Below are 26,398 nucleotides of genomic sequence, written 5' to 3'. Positions count from 1 at the left end.
AGACGTCTGCCGCTACGCTCGGTGTCCCGCGAGCCGTTCGTGTCAGCGAGGTCATCGATGAGTGTCTCCTCTGCCCGGTCCACGGTCCGTTCGGTCGCCACCACGGTGGCCGTGGCGGTGACGCTGACCCTCGCGGCTGCCGCCGGGTGCGACAGCCGGCAGGAACCGGACCTGCCGTCGGTGCAGGAGAAGCTCCGCGAGTCGCACATCTACGGCCAGCCGAAGCTGCGGATCGGGGTGGCCACCAACGAGCCGTTGATGGGCGAGCTGCGCAACGGTGTGCACAGCGGCTTCGACGTGGAGATCGCCCGCTACATCGCCGCATCGCTGGGCTACGAGGGCGAGCAGCGGTTGGAGTTCGTGGGCGTCTCCACCGAGGACCGGATCCCCGCGCTCCAGGGCGGCACGGTCGACCTGGTGGTCTCCAGCTTCTCGATGACCGAGGAGCGGGAGAAGCTGGTGAGCTTCGCCGGGCCGTACTTCGTGACCACCCAGGAGGCGATGGTCCCTACCCGGCTCAAGGACCGGATCCGCACCATCGAGGACCTGCGCGACCCGGCGTACAAGGTCTGTACGAGCGGCGGCTCCACGACCGAGGCCGAGCTGGAGAAACACCAGGTCCGTACGTTCGTGGTGAAGGACGTCGGCGACTGCGTGGAGGGCATCCGGGCCGGCCGCTACGACGCCGTCAGCTCCGACGAGGCGCTCCTGGCCGGGTTCCGGTCCCGGTTCCCCACCGAGTTCGAGATCATCGACATGCCGTTCGGCACCAGTGAACTGCTCGGCATCGGGGTGCCGATCGGCGACCCGGCCCTGCGGGACCTCGTCGCCTTCTTCCTCGACAAGAGCTACCAGCAGGAGCGCGAGGGGCTCGCCAGCTCGTGGACGGCCGCGTACAACCGGACGCTGGGCCCCTGGCTGCGGGCCGAGAAGCGGCAACCGCAGCCGCTGGACGTGCCGAAGCTGGTGGACTTCGACGACAAGGCGCCCCGGTGACCGGCGCCCCGGTGGTCCGCCCGGCCGGCGTCCCCGACGGCGGTGGGGCGCTGCCGCCGCCGCGCGCCCCGGCGCCGCCCCAGCCGGAACCGACCGACCCGGCGCCGGAGGTCGCGGCTCCCGGCGCGGGCGACGCGACGCCCGGTCCGACGCCCTCCGACGAGCCGGTCGCCTGGTACGACCGGACCCGAGCCGGGCGCGCGCACCCGGACAAGGCGCAGCGCCAGGCGCGGGACAGCCAGTCGTTCTGGACGGCGGCGGTGGGCGTACCGGCGGTCTTCTCGGTGCTGCGGCTGGGTGTCGAGGCGGGCGGTGAACTCCAGACCACGCTGCTGCTCGTCGCGAACGTCGGCCCGGTCAACCTGCTGGCCGGCTTCCTTACCACGGCGGCCCGGTTGCTCTCCACCGCCCTGGTCGCCATCTTCGCGCTCGGCGCGGTGCTCGGGGTCAGCGTCGACCGGCTGCCTCCCGGCACCCGGCGTCGCCCGCTGTTCGCCCGGTGGGCGGATCTCGCCCCGACCTGGCTGGTGGTGGCGAGCTTCCTGCTGGCGCTGGTCACCTGGCCGCTGCTCTACCTGCCGCTGCTCGTCCCCGCGTTCGTGGCCGCCTTCCAGCTCACCCCGGCCCAGCTGCACGACCGGGTCGCGGCGCGGGTGCTGCTGGTCGCGGCGCTGCTCGGTGGGTACGCGTGGCTGCTGCTGCCCACCCTGCTGGACGCCGCGCGGCAAGGGGAACTGCTGGCGTTCGCGCTGCTCGCCGTGCCGCCGGTGCTCGCCGTCGGCATCTCCGGGCCGCTGCCGGGCGCGGTGATCCGGCCGCTCGCCTCGGTCACCGAGGTGGTCATGCTCGCCACGCTGGTGTGGGCGTCGCTACCGGTGATCAGCACTCCCGTGCTGCCGTTGACCGTCACCACGGTCGGCCCCGAGAACGGGCCGACCGAGGACGTCCGCGGGCACGTCGTCACGACCGACGACGTGAACATGGTGATCCTCCAGGAGCGGGGCGGCGTCCGGTACGTGCCGGTGGACCAGGTACGCGCCCAGGTGCTCTGCCCCAGCGAGGAGGAGCTGCCGCGGCACCGGCTCCGCATCCACGACTTCCACGTGGAGGACTCCCTGCTGGAGGGCCTGGGCCGGCGGGTCCGCCCCGTGCACCGCATCGACGCCGCCTGCCGCGCGGTCGGCTGAGAGCGCGCGCCGCGAGGCCCGCCCCCCGCCGGCCGCGGTCAGTACGACTTCTCCTGCCCGAGGTGGTGCTGGGCCACGAAGTTGAGGATCATCTCCCGGCTCACCGGGGCGATCCGGCCGGCCCGTACGGCGCCGAGCAGCGTGGCCACCCCGTACTCGGTGGTCATGCCCGCGCCACCGTGTGCCTGCACGGCCGTGTCCACGGCCAGCGCTGCGGCCTCACCGGCCGCGTACTTCGCCATGTTGCCAGCCATGCCGGCCTCCAGGTCCCGGCCCGCGTCGTACAGGGTGGCCGCCTTGTAGATCATGAGTCGGGCCAGTTCGACCTGCACCGCGGCGTGCGCCAGCGGGTGGGACACCCCCTGGTGGGAGCCGATGCTCCGGCCGCCCCACACCTTCCGGCTCGCCGTGTACGCCGACGCCCGTTCGATGGCGTACCGGCCGGTGCCGGCGCCCATCGCGGCCACCGTGATGCGCTCGGGGTTGAGCCCCGCGAACAGGGCAGGCAGGCCGGCGTCCACGGATTCGCCGACCAGCGCGTCGGCCGGCAGCCGGACGTCGTCGAGGTAGAGCAGGAACTGGTTCTCCGGAGACAGGATCTCCATCTCCAGTTTGGACCGGGTGAGGCCCGGCGCGTCGGTGGGCACGACGAACAGGGCCGGCTTCAGCCTGCCGGTCGAGGCGTCCTCGGTCCGGGCCACCACCAGCACGTACCGCGCCTCGTCGACGCCGGAGATGAAGCACTTGCGGCCGGAGAGCAGCCAGTCGTCGCCGTCGCGGCGGGCCACCGTGCCGAGGCGGTGGAAGTTCGACCCGGCCTCCGGCTCGGTGATCGCGAAGACCACCGTGAGCGAGCCGTCGGCGAAGCCGGGCAGGAAGCGCTTGCGCTGCGCCTCCGTCCCGTGCCGGTTGATGACAGTGGCGGCGATGGCGGGGGAGACCACGAGCAGCAGCAGCGGGCAGCCCGCGGCGGCCAGTTCCTCGCAGACGATGGCCAGCTCCATGATGCCACCGCCACCACCTCCGTACTCGGTGGGGATGTTCACCCCGAGGTAGCCGAGCCGGCCGGCCTCCGCCCACAGTTCGGTGGTGTGCTCGCCCGCCCGGGCCTTCGCCACGAAGTAGTCGTGCCCGTACCGTCGGCCCAGCGCCCGTACGGCGTCGCGGAGCTGTTCCTGCTCGTCGGTGAGGTCGAAGTTCATCGCGCGTCCTCCAGGGGGTTGACCACGGCCAGCACGGCGTTGGTCTCGACCTGGGCGCCGGCCGGCACCGGCAGCTCGGCGACCACGCCGTCGATCGGGGCGAGCACGGGGTGTTCCAGCTTCATCGCCTCCAGGGTCAGCAGCAGCTCACCGGCGGCGACCCGCTGACCGGGCTCGACGTGCACCCGGGTCACCGTGCCGGGCAGCGGCGCGACCAGGGAACCCGCCGCCAGCTCGGCCGTCGGGTCCGGGAAGCGGGGCAGCTCGGCGAGGGTCACCGAGCCGTCCGGGCCGTCCACGAAGACCGCCGGCCCCACCCGGTGCACGCGGAACGACTCGCGGACCCCGGCCACGTCGAGCACCACGCGGGCCGGTGCCGCCTCGACCAGCGACACGTCGGCCTCGCCCGCCGGGTCGGTGGCGCACTCCGCGAGGCCGCCCGTGCGGTCCAGGCGGTAGCGGACCTCGACCTCGCCGGCCGGGCCGGAGAACCGGGTGACCTGCGGGAAGGCCGGCACGTTGCGCCAGCCGGACGGGAGCCCGGCGAGCACCGGGGCGCTCACCCGGCGGGCCGCGGCGCCGGCCAGGGCCGCCGCCAGCGCGAACAGCGGCAGCCGCTCCGCGGGCACCAGCGGCGCGAACACCTCCGGGTGCCGGTCGAGGAAGCCCGTGTCGGCCTCGGCGGCCGCGAACGTCGGGCTGCGCAGGACGCGTACCAGCAGGTCGCGGTTGGTCGCCACACCGTGCAGCTCGGCCCGGGCCAGCGCGCCGGCGAGCGTACGGGCCGCCTCGGCGCGGGTCGGCGCCCAGGCCACCAGCTTCGCGAGCATCGAGTCGTAGTGCACGCCCACCACCGAGCCGTCCACCACGCCGGAGTCCAGGCGCAGCCCCGCCCGACCGAGCGTCCCGAACTCCCGGTCCACCCCGGGCACGGCGAACCGGTGCAGCGTCCCGGTGGCCGGGCGGAAGCCCTCGGCCGGTTCCTCGGCGCAGAGGCGTACCTCGATGGTGTGGCCGCTCGCCTGCGGCGCCACCGCCTCCGCCGGCAGCGGCTCACCCTCCGCGACCAGCAGTTGCAGCCGGACCAGGTCCAGGCCCGTGCAGAGTTCGGTCACCGGGTGCTCGACCTGGAGGCGGGTGTTCATCTCCAGGAAGTAGATCGCCCCGTCGGGCGCGAGCAGGAACTCGACCGTTCCGGCGCCCACGTACTCCACCGCCCGGCCGGCGGCCACCGCCGCCTCGTTCAGCCGCTCCCGCACCGCCACGGGAAGGACGCCGGGTGCCTCCTCGACGATCTTCTGGTGCCGCCGCTGGATCGAGCAGTCCCGCACGCCGAGCGCGGCCACCGTCCCGTGGGCGTCGCCGAAGATCTGGACCTCGACGTGCCGGCCCCGCTCGACGTACCGCTCGACGAAGACCGTGCCGTCGCCGAACGCCGCTGCCGCCTCGCGGCTCGCGGACGCGACGGCCTCGGGGAGCCCGGCCGCGTCGCGGACCACCCGCATGCCGCGTCCGCCGCCGCCCGCCGCCGCCTTGACCAGCACCGGGAAGTCGGTGACCTGGTCGGCCTCGGTCCAGGTCGGGAGCATCGGCACACCGGCGTCGGCGAGCAGCGCCTTGGCGGCTATCTTGTCGCCCATCGCGGCGATCGCCTTGGCCGGCGGGCCCACCCAGGTCAGGCCCGCGTCGGTCACCGCCGCGGCGAACTCGGCGTTCTCGGCGAGGAAGCCGTAGCCCGGGTGGACGGCGTCCGCGCCGGACCGGCGGGCCGCGTCGAGGATGGCCTCGATCCGCAGGTACGTCTCGGCCGGCGCGTTCCCGGGCAGGTGTACGGCCCGGTCGGCCTCGGCGACGAACGGCGCGCCCGCGTCCGCGTCGGAGTGCACAGCGACCGTCTCGACGCCGAGCGCCCGGCAGGTCGCGATGATCCGGCGGGCGATCTCACCCCGGTTGGCAACCAACAGTCGGTTGATCATCTGGTCCGCACCTGCCTTTCGTTCGCGACTGCGGGACTCCGCCTCGCTGCGTTCCTCGCGCTCACCGGTCACATCCGGAAGACGCCGAAGCCGTCGGCGCCCTCGACCGGTCCGTTGTGGATCGCCGACAGGCAGAGGCCGAGGACGGTCCGGGTGTCCCGGGGATCGATCACCCCGTCGTCGTAGAGCCGGCCGGAGAGGAAGAGCGCCCCGGACTGGGATTCGATCTGCTGCTCGACCATGGCCCGCATGGCGGCGTCGGAGTCCTCGTCGTACTCCCGGCCCCGGGCCGCGGCGGCCTGCCGGGCCACGATGGAGAGCACACCGGCGAGCTGGGCGGGACCCATGACGGCGGACTTCGCGTTGGGCCAGGTGAACAGGAACCGGGGCTCGTACGCCCGGCCGCACATGCCGTAGTTGCCCGCGCCGTAGGAGGCGCCGAGGTTGACGGTCAGATGCGGCACCGTCGAGTTCGACACCGCGTTGATCATCAGTGCGCCGTGCTTGATGATGCCGCGCTGCTCGTACTCGGTGCCCACCATGTACCCCGTGGTGTTCTGGAGGAAGACCAGCGGGGTGGCGCTGGCGTTGGCGAGCTGGATGAACTGGGCCGCCTTCTGCGCCTCCTCGCTGAACAGCACGCCCCGGGCGTTGGCCAGCACGCCGACCGGGTACCCGTGCAGCTCGCCCCAACCGGTGACCAGGGCCGAGCCGTAGCCCGGCTTGAACTCGTCGAACTCGCTGCCGTCCAGGACCCGGGCCAGCACCTCGCGCGGGTCGAACGGCACCTTCAGGTCGGCGCTCGTGATGCCGAGCAGGTCCTCCGGGTCGTACTTCGGCGGCTGCGGCGTCGCGTTGCGCGGCGGCGGCCCCTGCTTGCGCCAGTTCAGCCGGCGTACGCACTGCCGGGCCAGCCGGATGCCGTCGCGCTCGTCCTCGGCGAGGAAGTCCGCGAGCCCCGACGTCGTGGCGTGCATGGCCGCCCCGCCCAACGACTCGTCGTCGGTGACCTCGCCGGTGGCCATCTTCACCAGCGGCGGCCCGGCCAGGTACACCTGCGACCGGTCCCGGATCATGATGACGTGGTCGGACATCCCCGGCACGTACGCCCCACCGGCGGTGGCGTTGCCGAAGACCACGCTGACCGTGGGGATCCGCGCCGCGGAGAGCCGGGTCAGGTCGCGGAAGACCCGCCCGCCCGGGATGAAGATCTCCGCCTGCGTCGGCAGGTCGGCACCCGCCGACTCGACCAGGTTGACCATGGGCAGCCGGTTGGCCAGCGCGATCTCGCCGGCCCGCCGCGTCTTCGCGAGCGACCACGGGTTCACGGCGCCGCCGCGTACCGTCGGGTCGTTCGCGACGATCAGGCACTCGACGCCCTCGACCACGCCGATGCCGGTCACGACGCTCGCGCCGATCGGGAAGTCGGTGCCGTACGCCGCCACCGGCGACAGCTCCAGGAACGGGCTGTCGGGGTCGAGCAGCAACTCGATCCGCTCGCGGGGGAGGAGCTTGCCCCGGGCACGGTGCCGGGTCACGTACTTCTCGCCCCCGCCGGCCCGGGCCTGGTCCAGCGCCGCGTCCAGCTCCGCGAGCCGTTCCAGAAGAGCCGCGCGGTTCGCCGCGAATCCCGGCGAGGACGGGTCGACCGCGCTGGTCAGTACGGTCACAGCCCCATGCCCTTCGCGATGATCTCGTTCATGATCTCGGTGGTGCCGCCGCCGATACCCAGGATGCGGGCGTCCCGGTAGTGCCGTTCGACCTCGGCGTCGCGCAGGTAGCCGTAGCCGCCGTGCAACTGGAGCGCCCGGTCGACGACCTCGGCGCAGGCGGCCACTGCGACGTTCTTGGCCATCGCCACCTCGGTGACCACCGGCTCGCCCGCCGCGACCCGCGTCGCCACCTCGTGCACGTACGCCCGGGCCGACTCGGCGCGGGTGTGCATCTCGGCGAGCCGGTGCCGGACGAGCTGCCGGCTCGCCAGCGGGCGGCCGAAGGTGGACCGGTCCCGGCACCACCGGACGGCCAGGTCGACGCAGCGCTGCGCGATCGCGTACGCCTGCGTGGCGAGGGACAGCCGCTCGGTGGCGAAATGCTGCATGATCGCCAGGAAGGCCGTGTCCTCCTCACCGATCCGATTCGCGACCGGCACCCGGACGTCGGCGAAGGACAGCTCGGCCGTGTCCGAGCAGTGCCAGCCCAGCTTCTCCAGCCGCCGGCCGACGGTGAATCCGGGCGTACCCTTGTCGATCACCAGCAGGCTGAGCGAGCCCGAGCCGGGAAAGTCGGTGCAGACTGCGGTGGTCACGAAGTCGGCCCGGATCCCGCTCGTGATGTACGTCTTCGACCCGTTCACCACGTAGTGGTCGCCCTCCCGGCGGGCACAGGTGCGGATGCCGGACACGTCGGAGCCGCCGTCGGGTTCGGTGATCGCCAGGGCGCCGATCATCGTGCCGGCCAGCGTCGGCCGGACGTACCGCTCGACCAGCGGGTCGGTGGCCGCGTTCCGGTCGGCGGGCAGCCGGCCGCCCAGCGTGCCACCGCTGCGCCCGCCGGCCGCGCCCACGATGTGGGGCAGCGCGATGCCGTGCGTGAAGAGCGCGGCGACCAGCCCGGACGACCCGCCGGAGCGGATGATCTCCTCGGTCACGACGATCGTGTCGAGCAGGTCGCCGCCGCTGCCACCGACCGACTCCGGGAAGCCGATGCCGAGCAGACCGATCTTCGCGGCCGTCTCGTGCAGCGACCGCGGGACCTCGCCGGCCCGCTCCCAGTCGTCCAGGTGCGGCAGCACCTCGCGGGTGACGAACGTCCGGGTCAGCTCGCGTAACTGCCGCCGCTCGGGTGTGTCCACGATGGTCACAGGGTTACCTCCAGGACGGGCAGGTCGACGACGCGGGAGCGGAGCAGCTCCCCGAGCGCCTTGGCCTGCGGGTCGAACCGGGTGGACGCGGCCACGCCCTCGCCGAGCAGCCCCCGGATCACGAAGTTGACGGCGCGCAGGTTCGGCAGCTCGTACCGCTCGACGGTCAGTGGGGCGGTCTCCGGCAGCAGCTCGGCCAGCCGTTCGACGGTGAGCCAGCCGCGCAGCCAGGCCCAGGTCTCGTCGGTCCGGGCCCAGACGCCGAGGTTGGCGTCGCCGCCCTTGTCGCCGGACCGGGCGCCGACCAGGTCGCCGAGCGGGCCGCGCCGGGTCGGCCGGTCACCGTCCGGCCCCGGTGGCGCCGGGTCGGCCGGCTCGTCCGCCACCACGGCGGCGGTGCGTGCGGGGGCCTCGACCGGCAGCCGGGTCCCGTCGGGCAGCACGGCGACGTGCGCGACGGCGTCCTGTGGCACGGTGTCGGCCGTGAACACCCCGTACGGGGTCGCGTCCCCGGGCGGCGTGGTGAGCGTGCAGCCCGGGTAGGAGGCGAGCGCCAGTTCCACGGCGGCCGCCGAGAACGCCCGCCCGGCGCGCGCCCTGTCACCGTCGCGCAGGTGGACGTGCAGCAGGGCGCTGGCCGTCTCGGTGTCGGCGGCGTCCCGGTGGTCCGTACGGGCCAGCGTGAACTCCAGCCCGTCCTTGCCCACGGCCTCCTCGATCTGGGCGCGCACCAGGGCCGCCTTGGCGGGGATGTCCAACCCGCAGAGCACGAACGTCATGGCGTTGCGGAACCCGCCGAGGTTGGTGACGCCGACCTTGAGCGTGGCCGGCGGTGGGGTTCCCCGGACGCCGCTGACGCGCACCCGGTCCGGGCCGTCGGCGTCCAGGGTCACCGTGTCGAGGCGGGTCACCACGTCGGGGCCCAGGTACGCCGGCCCGCCCACCTCGTACAGCAGTTGGGCCGTCACGGTCTCCACGGTCACGGCGCCGCCGGTGCCCGGGTGCTTCGTGATGACGCACGAGCCGTCGGGGTGCACCTCGGCGATCGGGAAGCCGGGTCGGTGGCCGCCGTCGGGCAGCTCGGTGAAGAAGCTGTAGTTGCCTCCGGTGACCTGTGCGCCGCACTCGACGAGGTGCCCGGCGACCGTGGCGCCGGCGAGCGCGTCGAGGTCGTCGCGGCCCCAGCCGTACCGCGCGATGGCCGGGCCGACCACCAGCGAGGCGTCGGTGACCCGGCCGGTGACCACCACGTCGGCGCCGCCGTCGAGGCAGGCGGCGATGCCGTACGCGCCCAGGTACGCGTTCGCGGTGAGCGCGTCCGGCCGGCGCAGGGCGTCGCCCTCGACGTACCCGACCCGGACCGCCAGGCCGAGCCGGTCGGCGAGGGCGCCGATCGCCGCGGCCAGGCCCGACGGGTTCAGCCCACCGGCGTTGGTGACCAGCGTGACACCGCGGTCGAGGGCCGTGCCCAGGCAGGTCTCGATCTGGCGGAGGAAGGTCTTCGCGTGGCCGAGGGCGGGGTCGCGCAGCCGGTCCCGGCCGAGGATCAGCATGGTCAGCTCGGCCAGGTAGTCGCCGGTGAGCACGTCCAACTCGCCGCCGTCGAGCATCTCCTGCCAGGCCGTGAAACGGTCGCCGTAGAAGCCGGAGGCGTTGCCGATGCGGATCACGCCGGTACCCCGCCCGGCGCGCCGAGCGCACCCGCGCCGGTCCGCGGCTCGCGGCCCGCGCCGGGCGGGCCGGCGAACGCCTGCGCCACGTCCAGCCACTCCTCGGCCACCGGCCCGGTGGCGGTGAGCGCCAGGTCGGCGCGGTGCCGCCGCTGGGTGACCAGCAGGCAGAAGTCCCGGGCCGGCCCGGTAAGGCGGTCCGCGGCGTCCGCCGGACCCCAGCTCCACGTGTCGCCGGCCGGCCCGGCCAGCTCCACCCGCACCGGCGCCGTCGGCACCGGCCGGCCGTGGGCGGCGAAGCCGTGGCCGAGGGTACGCACGCCGAGGTGCGCGACGTGCCGGAGCCGGTCGGTGGCCGGACGGTCCACGCCGAGCGCGTCGGCCACGTCCTCCCCGTGGGCCCAGGTCTCCATGATCCGGGCGGTGGCCATCGAGGCGGCTGACATCCGCGTGCCGTACCAGGGCAGCTTCTGTCCCGACGGCACGGTGGCGAGGGCGGCGGCGAGCGATGCCCGGCCGGCACGCCACCGGTCGAGCAGGTCGGCCGGCGGGGCGAGGAACTCCTCGGCGCCGTAATCGACGAGCCGGGCCGGGTCCGGTGCGGCGCTGACCGACGAGATGAAGGCGTCCGCGTCGGTGGCGGCGAGCAGGGCCACGTGGTCGGTCCAGGCGAGGTGGGCGATCTGGTGGGCGACGCTCCAGCCGGGCGCCGGGGTCGGCCGGGCCCACGCCGCCGGTGGCAGTGGGCGTACCAGGGCCTCCAGCGCCTCGGACTCGTCGGCGAGGTCCGCGAGCAGGTCCGTCAGGTCGACCATGGTGCCTCCGGTCGGGTGGTGCCCGCACGGGCGGGCCGGTCAGGGCGTGAGGAGCGTGGCGAGCTGGCGCTTCCAGGTGGTCAGCAGTGCGGTACGACGGGACGAGTCGTCGGTGAGCAGATTGGCGACGCCCAGGCCGCGGAGCAGGTCCAACGTGGCCTGCACCGCCTCCCGTACGTTGGGGCGCCGCTCGTCGACGCCGAGCAGCGCGACGGTGAGCCGGTGCATCTCCCGGCCCACGCGGGCCTCCAGCGGCACGAGGGCCTTGCGCAGTTCCGGGTCGGTGCGGGCGGCCACCCAGAGTTCCAGGGCGGCGACGAAGAGCGGGCCGGTGAAGGCCGCGGCCAGCAGGTCGACCACCCCGTCGAGGCGTTGCGGGCCCGCCGGCAGGGCCTCCGCCTCAGCGCGAAGCTCGGCGGCCCGGCGCTCGGCGAGATGGTCGACGGCCGCCGTGACGAGGGCGGCCTTGGTCGGGTAGTGGTGCAACTGCGCCCCGCGCGACACGCCCGCCCGGGCGGCCACAAGGGTGGTCGTGGTGCCTGACCAGCCGTGCTCGACCAGGCACTCGACGGTCGCCTCCAGCAGGCGGGCCTGGGTGGCGCGGCTGCGTTCCTGTTGAGGGACGCGGGTCGATGCGGCGGGCACGGGGACAGCGTGCCGCCCGTAAAACAAACAGTCAAGCCTGACTTTTTTGCACGCCGGATCGCCCACGAGTTTCCTGGCGGGTGACTGCGGCGGTGGGCGACGCAGGGTGTGGGCCGGCTGGGTTGCCCACCGCACGCTGTCGAGCTGCCCCAGATCTGGGGCACGCGCCGGACGTGAGGTGGTCTGAGGCAGCCGGACGTGACGCGGCGAAGCCCCTGGGCTGGGAAGCTCGCCCCATTTCTGGGGCAGCTCGACAGCGGCCGGAACGACCTCGTCCCGCGCCGCCAGGCCGGTCAGCGGCCGTCGCGCGGGGCGAAGACGGCCAGGGCGTCGGCGTCGCTGTGGCGGGACCGCAGGTACTCGTCGGCGAACCCGGCCGCGTCCGGGAAGGTCGACTCGGCGGCCACGCGGGCGCAGGCCGCGTCCACGTCGAAGTCGGTGCGGCGCAGCTGCACCCCGGGGCCGAGCAGGGCCCAGTACGCTCCCGTCCCGCCGTACGGCATCCCGACGCTGCCGGCGTTGACCACGAGGCGCCGGTCGACCAGCCGCGTGAACGGCATGTGGGTGTGCCCGCAGACCACGGTGCGCACCTCCTCCGGCACGTCGGCGAAGACCTCCGCCCAGCGGGCCATGCGGGTGTCGACCAGCACCACCTCCTCGTCGTCCCGGGGTGTGGCGTGGCAGAAGAGCACCGGGCCGAGGCCGTTGATCTCCAGGGTCACCGAGAGCGGCAGCGCGGCCAACCGGTCGACGTGGTCGGCCAGGAGCTGGCCGGCGGCCCACGTGGAGACCTCGATGGGAAGCTCGCGCCCGTCCTGGGCCTCGACCAGCTCCCGGTCGGCGTTGCCGCGCACCCAGCAGACCCGGTCACCGAGGCCGGCGAGCGTGTCGAGCACCTCGACCGGCTGGGGGCCGGCGGCGATGTCGCCGGTGAGCACGATCAGGTCGGCGGTGGCGACGTCCGGCTCGGCCAGCACCGCCTCCAGCGCGGGCAGCACACCGTGGATGTCGGAGAGGACGGCGACGCGGTTCAGCATCGCCTCAGCGTGCCCGTCCCCGGTGCCCCGGTCCAGGAATTCTGCGCCGGGCAGACGCGGGCGACCCCGGGCAGCGAACCGGCCCGGACCGACGATGCGGTCCGGGCCGGGCTGTTCGCGGCGGGGCGAGCCCCGGCGAGGATCAGACGCGGGCGCGGCGGGCCAGGCGCTCCGGGTCGAGGATGATGATGCTCTTGCCGTCCAGCCGCAGCCAGCCCCGCGAGGCGAAGTCGGCGAGCGCCTTGTTGACGGTCTCCCGGGAGGCGCCGACGAGCTGGGCGATCTCCTCCTGGGTGAGGTCGTGGGTCACCCGCAGCACGCCGCCGTCCCGGGTGCCGAAGCGGCCGGCCATCTGGAGCAGGTTCTTGGCGACCCGGCCCGGCACGTCCGTGAAGATCAGGTCGGCCAGCGAGTCGTTCGTGCGGCGCAGCCGGCGGGCCAGCACCCGGAGCAGCTGCTCGGCGATCTCCGGCCGGTTGTTCAGCCACGGCCGCAGCGCCTGCTTCCGCAGCCGGACCAGGCGGGTGTCGGTCACCGCGGTGGCCGTCGCCGTCCGCGGACCGGGGTCGAAGAGTGACAGCTCGCCGACCATGTCCGACGGGCCCATCACCGCGATCAGGTTCTGCCGGCCGTCCGCCGCCCGGCGCCCGACCTTGATCTTTCCGGACAGCAGGATGTAAAGACTGTCGCCGGGCTCGCCCTCGTTGAAGACGACCTCGCCCTTGCGGACCTCGATCGTCTCCATCTCCTTGGCGAGCGCCTCGGCAGCCTCCGGGTCGACACCCTGGAAGATCCCGCTGCGGGCCAGTACCTCGTCCATCGCGCACCTCCGGTTGCGCGTTGCCGTCCCTCGGCCGGGTCCGCCGTCCGCTGGTCCCCTCGCGCGCCGCCAAGTCTAGGCGCACGTGAGCGGGAATCAGAGGTGCACCCCTGGAAACTTGATCGTTGGGCGTAACGCCCCCGTTCCCCGTGACCAGTAAAATCGCCGCCCCCGGGCCGCCGGTGCGGTCGCGGCCGGGCGGGCCGTAGGGTCACCGGCGTGCTGAGCGAGCCGCTGCTGACCAGCCGCCACGAGGGCGGGCGGGACGTACCCCTGCTGGTGTGGCGCTCCACCGCGCCGCTGCGCGCGGTCAGCTCGGGGCCGCTGGGCGGCGGCATCGGCGTACGCCACTGGGTCGTGAACGCGACCGTGCCGATGTCGTACGACCGGGACGACCCGGCCGACCACCTGGCCGCGCTCGCCGGCGACCTCGGCCTCGACGGGCCCGGCGTGGGCCTGCTGACCGGGGTCGACGTGGCCGAGGTGGTCGCCCGGGCCGACTCCGGCGTGCGGGCCTGGGCCACCGTCGGCCTCGGCACCCCGCTCCTGGCCGCCCAACCCGCGCCGGCCGTGCTCGCCCAGCGGGTCGGCACTGTCAACATCGTGGTCCACGTGCCGGCGCGGCTCGGCGACGCCGCCCTGGTCAACGCCGTGGCCACCGCCACCGAGGCGAAGGCGCAGGCGATCGCGGAGCTGGGGCTGGCGGCCACCGGCACGCCGACGGACGCGGTGACCGTGCTCTGCCCGCTCGACGGCCCGGAGTTCGCGTACGGGGGGCCGCGCTCGACCTGGGGCGCGCCGCTGGCCCGCGCGGTGCACGCCGCCGTGCTCGCCGGCGGGGCCGTCCCCGTGGTGCCCTGGTCGGATCGCCCGACCGGCTGAACTTCCGGCCGATCGGCCCTCGTGGTGCCGAAACCCGCCCGGTAGCGTCGCGGGCGATGTACGCTGCCGCCCCTCCTCGCCCCCGCCGCCGGCTCGCCCTGGCCCTCGGCGCGCTGCTCGCCGTGCTCCTCGCCGGCTGCGCCGAGCCGGGCGGATCCCCGGTCTGGCAGGCGGGCGCGGGTGGCGGCGACACCGGCGCGCCGGTGACCAGCGGTCCGCGCCCGAGCGGCACCCCGACGGGCGGTAAGGCCGTCTCGCTCTCCGCCACCGGCGACATCATCATGGGCAACGCGCCGAACCGGCTGCCGGCCAACGGCGGCAAGGGCTTCTTCGACTCGGTGACGAAGGCGCTCGCGGCCGACCTCGTGATGGGCAACCTCGAGGAGCCGCTGACGGTGGACACCGGCACCGGCAAGTGCGGGGCGAACTCCACCCGCTGCTTCCAGTTCCGTGCCCCGCCCGAGTACGCGGCGCACCTTCGCGACGCCGGCTTCGACGTGCTCAACCAGGCCAACAACCACGGCTACGACTACGGCCCGAAGGGGTACGAGAACACCCAGAAGGCCCTGGAGCGGTACGACCTGGCACACACCGGCGCTCCCGACGAGATCACCGTGGTCGAGGTCGAGGGCGTCACGATCGCCGTCGCCGGCTTCTCGTCGTACGTCTGGTCCAACAGCCTGGTCGACGTCGCCGAGGCCAAGAAGGTGGTGGCCAAGGCGGCCACGATGGCCGACCTGGTCGTGGTGCAGGTGCACATGGGCGGCGAGGGCGCGGACAAGACCCGGGTGCGGCCGGGCACCGAGATGTTCCTCGGCGAGAACCGGGGCGACCCGGTCAAATTCTCCAAGGCGATGATCGACGCCGGGGCCGACCTGATCGTCGGGCACGGCCCGCACGTGCTGCGCGGGATGGAGTTCTACAAGGGCCGGCTGATCGCGTACAGCCTGGGCAACTTCGCGGGCGGGGGCAACTCGCTGAGCAACGCCGGCCGGCTCGGCTGGGGCGGGGTGCTCAAGGTCTCGCTGCGGCCCGACGGCACCTGGGCGGGCGGCTCGTTCACCTCGACGTACATGAACGGGGCCGGCAAGCCGACCATGGACCCGGACGACCGCGGCCTGGGCCTGGTGAAGCAGCTCACCCGCAGCGACTTCCCGCGGACCGGGGCCCGGTTCGACGACGCCGGGAAGATCAGCCCGCCCGCCGCCTGATCCCCACTCCCGTACGGCGTCGGCCCCCGGCGGCGTCGGTGCGGCGACGTAGGCTGGCCGGCGTGACCAGTAGCTCCCCCGGTGCCACCGAGACCGACCTCGGGCGCAAGCGGCGTGCCCGGCGGATCGGCCGGGTCCTGACCGAGACCCACCCCGACGCGCACTGCGAACTGGACCACTCCAACGCCCTGGAGCTGGCCGTCGCCACGATCCTCTCCGCGCAGACCACCGACAAGCGGGTCAACGAGGTCACCCCGAAGCTCTTCGCGCGCTACCGCACGGCGGCTGACTACGCGGGCGCCGACCGCGGCGAGCTGGAGGAGCTGCTCCGGCCGACCGGCTTCTTCCGCAACAAGACCGACTCGCTCCTGAAGCTGGGGCAGGCCCTCGTCGAGCGGTACGACGGGCAGGTCCCCCGCCGCATGGCGGACCTGGTGACGCTCCCGGGCATCGGCCGCAAGACGGCCAACGTCATCCTCGGCAACGCCTTCGGGGTGCCCGGCATCACGGTCGACACCCACTTCCAGCGTCTCGTGCACCGCTGGCGGCTGACCGCCGAGACCGACCCCGTCAAGATCGAGCACGCGGTCGGGGCGCTCTACGAGAAGCGCGACTGGACGATGCTCTCGCACCGCGTGATCTTCCACGGCCGGCGGGTGTGCCACGCCCGCAAGCCGGCGTGCGGCGCCTGCACGCTGGCCAAGCTCTGCCCGTCGTACGGCACCGGGCCGACCGACCCGAGCGTGGCCGTCAAGCTGCTCAAGGGCCCCCGGGCCCGGGACCTGGCGGCCGCCGCCGGTATCGACCCCGAACTCGTGCCGGCCCAGGCGGTCGCCGCGGAGGTGCCGTGAACCGCCGGATCGCCGCGCTGCTCCTGCCGCTGCTGGTCGCCGCCGCCGCGGGGTGCACCACCACGGGCGTCGAGGAACCGGCCCCGACCCGCCCCCGGGCCGAGCGGCCGTCGCCGTTCGACGACTGCGCGGCGCTCACCACCGCACCGTCGAGCCCCGCCGGGGCCACCACCGCCCCCGGCGCCGGGGACCCGCTGCCCGAGCTGACCCTCTCCTGCTTCACCGGCGGCGCGCCGGTCGACCTCCGGGCCGTACGCGGGCCCGCGGTGGTCAACATCTGGGCGTCCTGGTGCGCGCCCTGCCGCACCGAACTGCCCGCCTTCCAGCGGCTCAGCGAACGGGCCGACGGCCGACTCCGGGTGATCGGGGTGAACAGCCGGGACACCCGCAGCGGCGCGCAGTCCATCGGCGAGGACTTCGGCGTCCGCTTCCCGATGCTGGTCGACCAGGGCGAGGCGCTGCAGCGGGCGCTCAACCGCAACGCGTTCCCGCTCACCCTCTTCGTCGACGGTCAGGGGCGGGTCCGGCACACCGACACGTCCGGCGCGCTGGACGACGCCCGCCTCGACGCGCTGGTCCGCGAGCACCTCGGGGTGGCGGTGCCGGCGTGACCCCGAGACCACCGGAGTGGATGCGGCCGCTGCTGTCCCGGCTCGGCACGGCCCGGGCCGAGGACTTCACCCGGCTGGCCACGCCGGAGAGCGGCGGTCGGGAGAGCGCGGTGCTGGTGCTGCTCGGTGAGCAGCCGGGCACCGGCCCCGACGTGCTCATCCTCCAGCGGGCCGCGACCCTGCGTACGCACGCCGGCCAGCCGGCCTTCCCCGGCGGCGCGGCCGACCCGGACGACGCCGACGCCCCGGCGACCGCGCTGCGCGAGGCGAACGAGGAGGTCGGTCTCGACCCGGGCAGCGTGAGCGTCCTGGCCGAGCTGCCGAAGCTCTGGATCCCGGTCAGCGAGTTCGTGGTGACCCCGGTCCTCGCCTGGTGGCACGCGCCGCACCCGGTGCACCCCTGCGAGCCGGCCGAGGTGGCGCACGTGGCCCGACTGCCGATCGCCGAGCTGGTCGACCCGGCGAACCGGGTGCGCGTACGCCACCCGAGTGGCTGGATCGGCCCGGCCTTCGCCGTCCGCGGCATGCTGGTCTGGGGCTTCACGGCGGGGGTGCTGAGCACCCTGCTCGACATGGGCGGCTGGACCCGGCCCTGGTCGCCGGGACGGCTCGTCGAGCTGCCGCCCACCGGGGCGACACCCGCCCCCTCGGCGGGGACGGACGAGGTCGACGAGACTCCCGTGCGCTGACGTCACGTCACCTTCCGCTAGCGATGGTCATCCGACGAGCCCGCTGCCCGTACGCTTGACCCGTGTCCGCCGTGGATCTCGTCCTCCTGCTGCTCATGCTCGTGTTCGCGATCAGCGGATACCGTCAGGGCTTCGTCATCGGAGCCCTGTCGTTCACCGGCTTCTTCCTCGGCGCGCTGGTCGGCCTCCAGGTCGGGCCGCTGCTCGCCCGCCAGTTCGTCGACAGCGGCACGCGCGTGCTCATCTCCCTGGTGGCGGTCTTCGGCCTCGCGGTGGCCGCGCAGGCCCTCTCCGGCTGGCTCGGTTCCAGCCTGCGCGCGGCGATAACCGGCCAGGTCTTCCGCAAGATCGACGATGTGGGTGGCGCGTTCGTGTCGCTCTTCGCCGTGCTCCTGGTCGCCTGGCTGGTCGCCGTCCCGCTCGGCTCGTCCTCGCTGCCCTGGCTGGCCGCCTCGGTCCGCAACAGCGCGCTGCTCACGGTGGTCGACCGGGTCCTGCCGGACCAGGCCCAACGGTTCTCCACGGCGCTGCGGGACACGGTCGACACCAACGGCTTCCCGGACGTCTTCGGCGACCTCGCGCCCACCCGGGCGCGGCAGGTGGACCCACCCGACCCGGCGCTCGCCGGCTCCCAGGTGGTGGTCAACGGGAAGCGTTCGGTCGTCAAGGTGCTCGGCTCCGCGCCGAGCTGCTCCCGCCGGATCGAGGGCTCCGGCTTCGTGTACGCCGACGACCGGGTGATGACCAACGCCCACGTGGTGGCCGGCACCCGCTCGGTGGCGGTGGAACTGGACGGCGACCGGTACGACGGCGAGGTGGTCGTCTACGACCCGGACCGGGACCTGGCCGTGCTCTACGTGCCGGGGCTGCCCGGCCCGTCGATGCGCTTCGCGGCCGGCAACGCGGGCACCGGTTCGGACGCGATCGTGCTCGGCTTCCCGCTGGACGGCCCGTACAACGCGCAGTCCGCCCGGGTCCGTGACGTCGACCGGATCACCGGACCGGACATCTACTCCTCGCGCGACGTGACCCGGGAGATCTACACGATCCGGGCACTCGTCCGCAGCGGCAACTCCGGCGGCCCACTGGTTTCCTCGAACGGGCTCGTGCTGGGGGTGATCTTCGCGGCGGCGGCGGACGACCCGAACACCGGGTTCGCGGTGACCGCGGCGGAGGCACGGCCCGTGGCCCTGGCCGGCGCCGAGCGCACCCGCGCCACCGGCACCGGCGAGTGCACCTGACCGGTCAGCGGTCGGGCCGGGTACGCGCGCCGTCCGGCACGGGACGCCAGGTGGGCAGGACTGCGGTGGTGGCGGCCACCACGGCCGTACCCAGCAGCACGCCCCCGATCACGTCGCTGGTCCAGTGCACACCCAGGGCCACCCGGCTCAACCCGGTCAGCGCGGCGAGCAGCAGCGCCCCGGCCCAGAGCGCCGCGCGCCGCCCCCCGCCCCGGACGGACGGCAGGAACACCACGAGCACCACCCCGGCCGCGAGGGTGGCGTTGAGCGCGTGCCCGGACGGGAAGGCGTACCCGGCGGCCCGCGCCACCGGGTCGAGCAGGTCCGGGCGGTCCCGGCCCACGAGGAGCTTGAGCAGCGGGCCGAGCAGCCCGCCCGCGAGCATGGTTACCGCGACCCAGAGCGCCATCCGGCGCGCGCCCCGGCGCACCAGCCAGATCACCAGGACCAACGCGGCGGCCCGCAGCGGCATGGGCGCGAACACGTCCGTCCAGACGGTCATGAACCGCACCCAGCCCGGATGGTCCAGCGCGTAGCCGTGCAGCGCGCCGGTCACCGCGGCGTCCAGGCGGTGCAGCGGCGGCCACGCGCCGAGCACGAGCACCGCGAGCAGCGCGAACGGCACGAGCACCAGGAAGGCGGCGACCGCGGCGACGGTCAGCCGCAGCCCCAGCGCGTGGTCCCGGTCGAGCCGGCGGCGCGTCCAGGACGGCCGCTCGGCGGGTACGAGGGTGCGCGGGCCCGGCGTGCTCATGGATCAGTTCTACCCGGGCGCGCGTCGTCAGGCCCGCCGGCGCGTCAGCGGTGCTGCCGGCGTAACCGGCGCACCATCAGCGCCGCACCCGTGAGCAGGGCGACGAACAGCGCGGCGCCCGTCCAGAACCGTTCCGGTGCTGACTCGTCCTGCACGCCGGCGGGACGGGCCGTCCAGCGCGTGTGCTGCCGCGACGCGCCCAGCCCGAGCGGGTCACCGCCGGCACCCGCCACCGACTCGTCCGGCCCGAGGCCCGGCGCCGAACCGAAGCCGACCACGCCGGGGGACGCGTTGTCGTCGAGCGGGTTGCCGGTCACCGGTGGCACGTCGGCGGTCAGCGCGGCCACCGGATCCACCAGGCCGTACCCGAACCGGTCGTCGCGGCCCGTCGGCCCGATGTCGCGGGCGGTGGTCACGAGCCGGTTCACCACCTCGCCGGCCGACATCTGCGGGTAGCGGGACCGGACCAGGGCCGCGGTGGCGGCCACCAGCGGCGCCGCGAAGCTGGTGCCCTGCACCCGCCAGTAGCCGCCCGGGCGGGCACCGACCAGCCCGGTGGCGGGCGCCGTGAGGACGGTGTCCCGGCCGGTGATCGACCCGGACCAGAGGTTCTCGCTGCTGCGTTCCAGGCCGGCGACGGCGATGACGCCCGGCTCCCGGGCCGGGTACCAGACCTTGGTGGTGGTCGAGCTGGCGAGGTTGCCGGTGCAGGCGATCACCACGACGTCCCGCGCGAAGGCGTAGTCGAGGGCGGCGGCGAGGGCCGGGCTGTCGCCGCTGCCGCCGAGCGACAGGTTGATGACCCGGGCACCGTTGTCGACCGCCCAGCGCACCCCCCGGGCGACGATCATCGCGTCGTCGTAGCGGTTCTCGTCGTCGAGGACACGGACCGGCAGGATGCGGGCGTCGGGCGCGAGGCCCACCACCCCGCGCTTGTCGTCGTTGCGCCCGGCGATCAGCCCCGCGACCGTGGTGCCGTGGCCCACCGGGTCGGCCTCCGGGCCGCCGTCGGGGGTCACCAGGTCCAGCCCCGGCAGCACCTGACCGACGAGGTCGGGGTGCGTGGCGTCCACCCCGGAGTCGATGACGGCGACCGTGACACCGCGCCCGGTCGACGTGCGCCACGCCGTGGTGGCGTTCAACTCGTCGAGCTGCCACTGCTCGTCGCGCACCTGGTCCGGCCGGTCGGCGGCGTCGCCCGGCGCGTACGCCACCGGCACCCCGGTGACCGCGTGCGCGGGAACCTCGGCGGCGACGGGCACCGCCGGCCCGGCGACCGCGACGGCCGTCGCCGCGACGCCGAGCAGCGCCCGGCCGGCGATCCGTCGGGCCGCTGCCGGGCAGCTGTGCCGAACCCCAGTCACATCCTCAACCATTCCCGCACCAACACCACGACGATCGGAGATTACCGGGTCTCACGCCGATCCTGGGGTGATCCGTGGACACCGGTCACTGCGCCGGCAGGTGCGCCAGCTGGACGAGGCGTACGCCCTCGCGTCGGGTGACCAGCCGGCCACGGCCGGGTGGCAGCGGGCCGGGACGGACCGGCCCGACGAGCGGCCCCTCGTCCGGGCTGCCGGCCATCACCAGCCCGGCCGTGGACAGCTCGCGCAGGCGCTGGACGATCGGCTCGTACTGGGCCCGGCCGGCGCCACCGGACCGGCGGGCCAACACCAGGTGCAGGCCGACGTCCCGGGCCTGGGGGAGGTACTCCTCCAGGGCCCGCAGCGGGTTCGCCGGCCCGGCCGCCACGAGGTCGTAGTCGTCGACCAGCACGAACAGCTCCGGCCCGGACCACCACGACCGGTCCCGCAGCTGCTGCGGCGTGACCTCGGGGCCGGCGATTCGGCGGGCGAGGTAGCCGGCGGCGGACTCGACGAGGTCGGCCGTGTGCGCGGCCGCCGTGCCGTAGCCGATCAGGTGGTCCGTCGCGATGGCGCCGAGCAGGCTGCGGCGGTAGTCGACGAGGATCACCCGGGCCTGCTCGGGCGTGAACCGCGCGACGATCGTGGCGGCCAGCGCGCGCAGGAACGAGGACTTGCCGCATTCGGCGTCGCCGAAGACCACGAAGTGCGGCTCGACCGTGAAGTCCAGCACGACCGGCCGCAGGTCGGCCTCCGCGATGCCGACCGGCAGCCGCAGCCCGGTCGTCGCCGTGAGGTCCAGATCGGCGTACGGGAGCGCGGGCGGCAGCAGCCGCACCCGCGGGGCGGGCGGCCCGGGCCAGGCGTCGGCGACCCGCTTCACGAGGTCGGCGGTGTCGCCGTCGGTGAGCCGGGGCAGGGCGGTGAGGAGGTGCAGCCCCTCCGCGGTGATGCCGCGCCCCGGGCTCTGCTCCGGCACGTTCGCGGCCGCCCGGCGGGCCAGCAGGGAGTCGGCCGGGTCGCCCAGGCGCAGCTCCACCCGGGAGCCGAAGAGGTCCCGGATCGCGGGGCGGAAGTCCAGCCACCGCAGCGCGGTGGTCACGACGTGCACTCCGTACGAGAGGCCCCGGGTCGCCAGGTCGGTGATGAGCGGCTCCAGGTCGTCGTACTCGGCTCGCAGCGTGGTCCACCCGTCCACCACGAGGAACACGTCGCCGAACGGGTCGACGCCCGGCTGGCCGGCCCCGGTCAGACCGGCCCGCCGCTGCCGGTACGCCGCCATCGACTCGACACCCAGCTCCGCGAAGCGGCGCTCCCGCTCGTCGAGCAGGGTGGCGACCTCGCCGACGGTGCGCCGGACGGCGGTCGGGTCGGCCCGCCCGGTGACCCCGCCGACGTGCGGCAGGTCGCGCAGCGCGGCCAGCCCGCCCCCGCCGAAGTCGAGGCAGTAGACCTGCACCTCGCCCGGGGTGTGGGTGAGCGCGAGCGCGCAGACGAGCGTCCGCAGCGCCGTCGACTTGCCGCTCTGCGGCGCGCCCACCACGGCCACGTGCCCGGCCGCGCCGTCCAGCGCCAGCCAGAGCAGGTCCCGCCGCTGCTCGAACGGCTTGTCCACCATGGCGACGGGGACGCCGAGCGCGCCGTGCACGTCCGGGTTGGCGGTGGTGAGGCCACGGGCCGGGTCGGCCGTGAGCGGGCCGAGCAGGTCGTCCAGCGCGGGCGGCTCGTCGAGCGGGGGCAGCCACACCTGGTGCGCCGGGGGACCCTGGCCCGTGAGCCGGTCCACGAGGAGGTCGAGCAGGCTCTCCCGGCCCTCCTCGGCGGCCGCCGACAGGGCCGGGGCGGCCGGTTCGGGCGCCGGCACGACATGGGTGGTGAAGGTGAGCAGCCGGTGCGAGCCGGTCGCGCCGCGGCCGTCCGCCGGGCCGCTGCGGGGCGGCGGACCCGAGACGTACGCGGCCTTGAAGCGGACCAGCGGCTCGGTGCCGGAACGCAGGTAACCGTGACCCGGGGTGCGGGGCAGCTCGTGCGCGTCCGGCACCCCGAGCACGGTGCGCGACTCCAGCGCCGAGAAGGTACGCAACCCGATCCGGTACGAGAGGTGGGTGTCCAGCCCGCGCAGCCGTCCCTCGTCGAGCCGCTGCGAGGCGAGCAGCAGGTGCACGCCGAGCGACCGGCCCAACCGGCCGATCTGGACGAACAGGTCGATGAAGTCCGGCTTGGCGGAGAGCAGCTCGGAGAACTCGTCGCAGACCAGCAGCAGCGACGGCAGCGGCGCGAGCGGGCTGCCCGCGGCCCGGGCGCGTTCGTAGTCGCGCAGGCTCGCGAAGGAGCCGGCCCGGCGCAGCAGCTCCTGCCGGCGGACCAGCTCACCGTTGATGGCGTCCACCATCCGGTCCACCAGCGGCAGCGCGTCCGCCAGGTTGGTGATGACGGCCGCCGTGTGCGGCAGCCGGTCGAACGACGCGAACGTGGCGCCGCCCTTGAAGTCGATCAGCACGACGTTGAGCTGCTCGGAGCTGTGCGTGGCGGCCAGGCCGAGCACCAGGGTGCGCAGCAGCTCGGACTTGCCGGAGCCGGTCGCACCGATGAGCAGCCCGTGCGGGCCCATGCCGTCCTGGGCGGACTCCTTGAGGTCCAGCTCCACGGCGCCGCCGTCGACACCCACCCCGATGGGCACGCGCAGCCGCTCCCGGGCCGGGCGGGGCGCCCAGCCCTGCTCGGCCGTGAACGTCCGCGGGTCGCCGAGGCCGAGCAGGTCGGGCAGGCCCGGGTCGGCGTGCGCCGGGCCGTCCGGGCCACGGGCGGCGCCGGCGAGGCGCAGCGGGGCCAGCCTGCGCGCCACCGCCTCGGCGTCGGCCAGGTCGAGCCGGTCGGCGGTGCCGACCTCGGCGTGCCCGTCGGCCGAGTACGAGTGCAGCCGCCCGTCGCGCAGGTCGAGCAGGAGCGCGTACCGGTCGAGCAGCCGGGGCGGCGGCGTGTCCAGGTCCAGCACGGTGACGGCGTCGATCCCGCCGTCACCGGTCAGGTCGGTGGCGCCCGTGAGGTCACCTCCATCGAGCACCACCACCACGTGCGGCCCGTCGGTCGCCGGGCCCGCGGGGCTGAACCGGGAGCGGCTGCCCAGCACCTCGTCGAGCAGCCGTTCCAGCTCGACCGCGGCGCTCGTGACCAGGCGGACCGGGCCGAGCGCGTCCGTGCGGCTCGGGTGGTGGGCGTGGGGCAGCCACTTGACCCACTCCCAGGCGGCCCGCCGTTCCGGGCCGGCGCAGACCGCGACCAGCAGTTCGTCCGGCGCGTGGAAGACGGCCAGCTGGGTGAGCACGGCACGGACCAGACCACGCGCCGCGGCCCCGGCGTCCGGGCCGCCGTCGGCGGCCGGCGCGGTGCTCCGCTCGGCCGAGCGGGTCGCCCCGGCGGTGTCCCGCACGAACACCCGGGCGAAGCTGCGCAGCGAGAGTGCCACCGGCAGGTCGGGCACCACCGAGTACGCGTCGAGGAACCGGCGTAGCGCGCCGGCCGTCATCGGCTCCAGCTCCTCCAACGGCCGGGTGGCCGGCGGGACCAGCGGGGTGGCCAGCGTCTGCGGCCCCAGGCCGACCCGGACCACGCCGAAGTCGGGGTCGGCGGGCCGGCGCTCCCACACCCGGTGGCTCGCCACGGTCGACCACAGCCGGCCCGGATCGGGGTGCCGGTAGTAGAGGCCGGCCCGCTGCTGCCCGGCGGTGTGCCGTACGCGGTGGCGCAGGGCGGTCAGGTGGCGCAGGTACTCCCGCCGGGCCGCCATCATCTCCGACTTCCGGGGCGTGCCGGAGGCGCTGCCCCAGGAGGTGACCAGCATGGCGAGCGAGGAGAGGCCGAACATCCCGCCCACCACGTACGCGTAGGCGCCGCCGCCGCGACCGAACATCATGGCCATGGCCACCGTGCCCCCGAGCATCGGCAGCACCATGAGCAGCTGCTGCCAGCGGCCGCCGGTCACCGCGGGGATCTCCGGCGGGGCCTCGACCGCCAGCTCACCGACCGGGATCTCCGGCGCCGGCCGGCGGGGTGGGCGCTTGATGACGACCGTGGACACGGACCCTCCCAGAACTCTCGGTAACCCGAGGTTGGCTCATCGTAGGTAAAGTCCTGTTGTCCGCGCAGCCACCTATCCCGCTCGATATGGAGACCGACCGATGTCAATCGGGCTGGCCCGCGTCACGATCAGCGCCCCGCAGCGGCGGCTGGACGTCGCCCTGCCGGAGCAGGTGCCCCTGGCCGAGCTGCTGCCCGACGTGCTGCGGCACGCCGGCGTCGGGCTGGCCGACGACGGCGAGCGGCACGGCGGGTGGGTGCTGCGGCGCACCGACGGGGCGGTGCTGTCGACCGGGCAGGCGCTGCTGCCGCAGGGGGTGCGCGACGGCGAGGTGCTGCACCTGGTCCCGGCCCGCGCGCACTGGCCGGAGCTGGAGTACGACGACGTGGTCGAGGCGATCGTGGACGGCGCGCGACGCCGGGGCGGCGCCTGGTCGCCCGCGGCCACCCGGGTCGCCGTCCTGGCGGTCGCCGGCGTGCCGCTCGCCGTGGGGCTGCTCGCCCTGCTCGGCGGCGGGCCGCAGCACCGGGGCGGCTGGCTGGCCGCCGCGGCCGTGGCGCTGCTGCTCACGCTCGCCGGCACGGCCGCCTCCCGGGCGTACGGAGACGGCGTGACCGCCGCGACGCTGGGCGGCTACGCCCTGCCGTACGCCGCCGCGGCCGGCGCCCTCGCGGTGGGCTCGGGCGACCCGGTCGGTCTGGTCGGTCCGCTGCGCTGGGTGGGCGCGCCCGAACTCCTGGCCGGCGCGGCGGCCCTGCTCCTGGCGTCGCTGCTCGGCCTGCTCGGTGTGGCCACGCGGCTGCGGGTGTTCGTGGCCGGGGCCACGGTCGGGCTGGTCGGCCTGCCGACCGCGCTCGGCGGGCTGCTGCTCGGCCCGGCGGGCACGGCGGCCGTGCTGCTGTGCGTCCTCGTGCTCGCGGTCGGGGTGATCCCGCTGCTCGCCATCCGGCTCGGCAAGCTCCCGCTGCCGCCGATCACCCTGCCCGGCCCGTCCGACGGCGGATCACCGGCCCGCGACCTGCCCGACCGGAGCCGGGTGTACGCCGCGGTGGCGCGTACCGAGGAGATGCTCACCGGGCTGCTGCTCGGGCACGCCGTGCTGGCGGTCGCCGCGGCCGGGGTGCTCGCCCTCACCGGCGGGAGCGCGGGCCGGGTGCTGGTCGCCGTCACCGCCGCGGTGCTGCTGGTGCGGGCCCGGCTCTTCGTGGCGGTCCGGCACCGGGTGCCGCCGCTGCTCGCCGGCCTGGCCGGCGCGACGCTGCTCGGCGGGGTCCTCGCTAGCGATGCGGGCGGCCCCGGCCGGCTCGGGCTGGCCGCCGCAGCCGTGCTGCTGGCCCTGCTGGCCGTGGCGGCCGGCACCACGTACGCCCGGCGGCCGGTCTCGCCGTACCTCGGCCGGATCGCCGACCTGGCCGACACGGCGCTCGTGGTGGCCGTCGTGCCGGTCGCCTGCGCGGTGCTGGGCCTGTACGAACGGGCCCGCGGGCTGCTCGGGTGAGCGGCGCG

At 74.9% G+C, this 26,398-nt stretch carries 21 protein-coding genes; 9 read left to right on the top strand and 12 right to left on the bottom strand.

From position 1 onward, the window contains the following. The first annotated feature begins 57 nt into the window (after window positions 1-57). Complete coding sequence (locus D7193_RS21435) at window positions 58-996, top strand: transporter substrate-binding domain-containing protein (protein WP_120781250.1); 939 nt, start codon at window positions 58-60, stop codon at window positions 994-996. Then, on the top strand, window positions 993-2,183 hold the full coding sequence (locus tag D7193_RS21430; protein ID WP_120781249.1) for a hypothetical protein: 1,191 nt from the start codon (window positions 993-995) through the stop codon (window positions 2,181-2,183). The genes D7193_RS21435 and D7193_RS21430 overlap by 4 nt, the downstream gene beginning before the upstream one ends. Before the next feature lie 38 nt (window positions 2,184-2,221). Here D7193_RS21430 and D7193_RS21425 read toward each other — a convergent pair whose 3' ends face one another. The 9 genes from D7193_RS21425 to D7193_RS21385 form a co-directional block, all read right to left on the bottom strand. Then, complete coding sequence (locus D7193_RS21425) at window positions 2,222-3,385, bottom strand: acyl-CoA dehydrogenase family protein (RefSeq protein ID WP_120781248.1); 1,164 nt, start codon at window positions 3,383-3,385, stop codon at window positions 2,222-2,224. Next, window positions 3,382-5,361, bottom strand: a complete 1,980-nt coding sequence (locus D7193_RS21420; RefSeq protein ID WP_120781247.1) for an ATP-binding protein — start codon at window positions 5,359-5,361, stop codon at window positions 3,382-3,384. The genes D7193_RS21425 and D7193_RS21420 overlap by 4 nt, the downstream gene beginning before the upstream one ends. A 68-nt stretch (window positions 5,362-5,429) precedes the next feature. Further along, window positions 5,430-7,031, bottom strand: coding sequence for an acyl-CoA carboxylase subunit beta (locus tag D7193_RS21415; RefSeq protein WP_120781246.1), 1,602 nt, complete (start codon window positions 7,029-7,031; stop codon window positions 5,430-5,432). Next, window positions 7,028-8,224, bottom strand: coding sequence for an acyl-CoA dehydrogenase family protein (locus D7193_RS21410; RefSeq protein WP_120781245.1), 1,197 nt, complete (start codon window positions 8,222-8,224; stop codon window positions 7,028-7,030). The genes D7193_RS21415 and D7193_RS21410 overlap by 4 nt, the downstream gene beginning before the upstream one ends. After that, window positions 8,221-9,894 (bottom strand): acyclic terpene utilization AtuA family protein, encoded by a 1,674-nt coding sequence (locus D7193_RS21405; RefSeq protein ID WP_120781244.1) that lies wholly within the window; start codon window positions 9,892-9,894, stop codon window positions 8,221-8,223. The genes D7193_RS21410 and D7193_RS21405 overlap by 4 nt, the downstream gene beginning before the upstream one ends. Further along, window positions 9,891-10,709, bottom strand: coding sequence for a TIGR03084 family metal-binding protein (locus D7193_RS21400; protein WP_120781243.1), 819 nt, complete (start codon window positions 10,707-10,709; stop codon window positions 9,891-9,893). The genes D7193_RS21405 and D7193_RS21400 overlap by 4 nt, the downstream gene beginning before the upstream one ends. A gap of 39 nt (window positions 10,710-10,748) precedes the next feature. After that, a complete protein-coding gene (locus tag D7193_RS21395; protein ID WP_120781242.1) occupies window positions 10,749-11,354 on the bottom strand; it encodes a TetR/AcrR family transcriptional regulator in 606 nt (201 codons plus the stop codon). A gap of 293 nt (window positions 11,355-11,647) precedes the next feature. Next, window positions 11,648-12,391, bottom strand: a complete 744-nt coding sequence (locus D7193_RS21390; RefSeq protein ID WP_120781241.1) for a metallophosphoesterase family protein — start codon at window positions 12,389-12,391, stop codon at window positions 11,648-11,650. Window positions 12,392-12,533: 142 nt separating this feature from the next. After that, window positions 12,534-13,211 (bottom strand): Crp/Fnr family transcriptional regulator, encoded by a 678-nt coding sequence (locus tag D7193_RS21385; RefSeq protein ID WP_007073398.1) that lies wholly within the window; start codon window positions 13,209-13,211, stop codon window positions 12,534-12,536. 219 nt (window positions 13,212-13,430) lie between these two features. On the opposite strand from D7193_RS21385, the gene D7193_RS21380 reads away from it, so the two are divergent. The 6 genes from D7193_RS21380 (at window position 13,431) to D7193_RS21355 (ending at window position 18,696) form a co-directional block, all read left to right on the top strand. Continuing rightward, window positions 13,431-14,093: an adenosylcobinamide amidohydrolase gene (locus D7193_RS21380; RefSeq protein ID WP_120781240.1), complete on the top strand. Its 663-nt coding sequence runs from the start codon at window positions 13,431-13,433 to the stop codon at window positions 14,091-14,093. A 56-nt stretch (window positions 14,094-14,149) separates the two neighbouring features. Further along, entirely contained in the window at window positions 14,150-15,304 is a 1,155-nt protein-coding gene (locus D7193_RS21375) for a CapA family protein (RefSeq protein ID WP_120781239.1), read from the top strand. A gap of 38 nt (window positions 15,305-15,342) precedes the next feature. Then, window positions 15,343-16,155 (top strand): endonuclease III, encoded by an 813-nt coding sequence (nth, locus tag D7193_RS21370; RefSeq protein WP_377456104.1) that lies wholly within the window; start codon window positions 15,343-15,345, stop codon window positions 16,153-16,155. Continuing rightward, the gene (locus tag D7193_RS21365) at window positions 16,152-16,766 is read left to right on the top strand and encodes a TlpA family protein disulfide reductase (RefSeq protein ID WP_120781237.1); all 615 of its coding nucleotides are present in this window, start codon (window positions 16,152-16,154) and stop codon (window positions 16,764-16,766) included. The genes nth and D7193_RS21365 overlap by 4 nt, the downstream gene beginning before the upstream one ends. 20 nt (window positions 16,767-16,786) lie before the next feature. Continuing rightward, the gene (locus D7193_RS21360; RefSeq protein ID WP_174242705.1) at window positions 16,787-17,455 is read left to right on the top strand and encodes an NUDIX hydrolase; all 669 of its coding nucleotides are present in this window, start codon (window positions 16,787-16,789) and stop codon (window positions 17,453-17,455) included. A gap of 62 nt (window positions 17,456-17,517) precedes the next feature. Beyond that, complete coding sequence (locus D7193_RS21355; RefSeq protein ID WP_120781235.1) at window positions 17,518-18,696, top strand: MarP family serine protease; 1,179 nt, start codon at window positions 17,518-17,520, stop codon at window positions 18,694-18,696. 4 nt (window positions 18,697-18,700) lie between these two features. Here the strand turns inward: D7193_RS21355 and D7193_RS21350 are convergent, their stop codons facing one another. The 3 genes from D7193_RS21350 to eccCa form a co-directional block, all read right to left on the bottom strand. Continuing rightward, a complete protein-coding gene (locus D7193_RS21350) occupies window positions 18,701-19,450 on the bottom strand; it encodes a phosphatase PAP2 family protein (protein ID WP_120781234.1) in 750 nt (249 codons plus the stop codon). A gap of 44 nt (window positions 19,451-19,494) precedes the next feature. After that, window positions 19,495-20,826 carry a type VII secretion-associated serine protease mycosin gene (mycP, locus tag D7193_RS21345; RefSeq protein WP_120781233.1) on the bottom strand — a complete coding sequence of 444 codons (1,332 nt, stop codon included), beginning with the start codon at window positions 20,824-20,826 and terminating at the stop codon, window positions 19,495-19,497. Between the two features lie 73 nt (window positions 20,827-20,899). Beyond that, window positions 20,900-24,892, bottom strand: coding sequence for a type VII secretion protein EccCa (gene eccCa / locus D7193_RS21340; RefSeq protein ID WP_120781232.1), 3,993 nt, complete (start codon window positions 24,890-24,892; stop codon window positions 20,900-20,902). A 100-nt stretch (window positions 24,893-24,992) separates the two neighbouring features. On the opposite strand from eccCa, the gene eccD reads away from it, so the two are divergent. Continuing rightward, the gene (gene eccD / locus D7193_RS21335; protein WP_120781231.1) at window positions 24,993-26,390 is read left to right on the top strand and encodes a type VII secretion integral membrane protein EccD; all 1,398 of its coding nucleotides are present in this window, start codon (window positions 24,993-24,995) and stop codon (window positions 26,388-26,390) included. Window positions 26,391-26,398: the final 8 nt, after the last annotated feature.

This window comes from Micromonospora costi, assembly GCF_003626655.1.
Taxonomy (GTDB): domain Bacteria; phylum Actinomycetota; class Actinomycetes; order Mycobacteriales; family Micromonosporaceae; genus Micromonospora; species Micromonospora costi.
Note: the sequence above shows the minus strand (reverse complement) of the source record. Positions and strands in the feature narration are given on the sequence as shown.

Coding starts and splice junctions, on each gene's coding strand:
- D7193_RS21435 (WP_120781250.1), top strand. CDS start 58: ATGAGTGTCTCCTCTGCCCGGTCCACGGTCCGTTCGGTCGCCACCACG.
- D7193_RS21425 (WP_120781248.1), bottom strand. CDS start 3,385: ATGAACTTCGACCTCACCGACGAGCAGGAACAGCTCCGCGACGCCGTA.
- D7193_RS21420 (WP_120781247.1), bottom strand. CDS start 5,361: ATGATCAACCGACTGTTGGTTGCCAACCGGGGTGAGATCGCCCGCCGG.
- D7193_RS21400 (WP_120781243.1), bottom strand. CDS start 10,709: ATGGTCGACCTGACGGACCTGCTCGCGGACCTCGCCGACGAGTCCGAG.
- D7193_RS21390 (WP_120781241.1), bottom strand. CDS start 12,391: ATGCTGAACCGCGTCGCCGTCCTCTCCGACATCCACGGTGTGCTGCCC.
- D7193_RS21385 (WP_007073398.1), bottom strand. CDS start 13,211: ATGGACGAGGTACTGGCCCGCAGCGGGATCTTCCAGGGTGTCGACCCG.
- D7193_RS21375 (WP_120781239.1), top strand. CDS start 14,150: ATGTACGCTGCCGCCCCTCCTCGCCCCCGCCGCCGGCTCGCCCTGGCC.
- D7193_RS21360 (WP_174242705.1), top strand. CDS start 16,787: ATGCGGCCGCTGCTGTCCCGGCTCGGCACGGCCCGGGCCGAGGACTTC.
- D7193_RS21350 (WP_120781234.1), bottom strand. CDS start 19,450: ATGAGCACGCCGGGCCCGCGCACCCTCGTACCCGCCGAGCGGCCGTCC.
- mycP (WP_120781233.1), bottom strand. CDS start 20,826: ATGGTTGAGGATGTGACTGGGGTTCGGCACAGCTGCCCGGCAGCGGCC.
- eccD (WP_120781231.1), top strand. CDS start 24,993: ATGTCAATCGGGCTGGCCCGCGTCACGATCAGCGCCCCGCAGCGGCGG.